Source organism: Pseudoalteromonas sp. G5_S1_14_S5, from assembly GCF_054968605.1.
In genome coordinates this window covers 1-320 of record NZ_JBQKUM010000264.1, presented here as the reverse complement: position 1 = coordinate 320, position 320 = coordinate 1, and the positions used below count along the sequence as shown (strand labels likewise).

The following is a 320-nucleotide window of genomic DNA, read 5'->3' as shown; positions in this document are numbered from 1 at the left end:
AACTTGCGAGAGTAAGCGAATCCCAAAAAGTGCGTCGTAGTCCGGATTGGAGTCTGCAACTCGACTCCATGAAGTCGGAATCGCTAGTAATCGTAGATCAGAATGCTACGGTGAATACGTTCCCGGGCCTTGTACACACCGCCCGTCACACCATGGGAGTGGGCTGCAAAAGAAGTGGGTAGTTTAACCTTCGGGAGGACGCTCACCACTTTGTGGTTCATGACTGGGGTGAAGTCGTAACAAGGTAGCCCTAGGGGAACCTGGGGCTGGATCACCTCCTTATACGAAGATATTCACGATAAGTGTCCACACAGATTGAT

Annotated in this window: 1 rRNA gene; it reads left to right on the top strand. The window is 50.9% G+C overall.

Going from position 1 to position 320, the window contains the following annotated elements:
* A 16S ribosomal RNA gene (locus tag ACTRWI_RS22820) occupies positions 1 to 282 on the top strand; the annotation flags it as partial.
* Positions 283 to 320 lie beyond the last annotated feature (38 nt).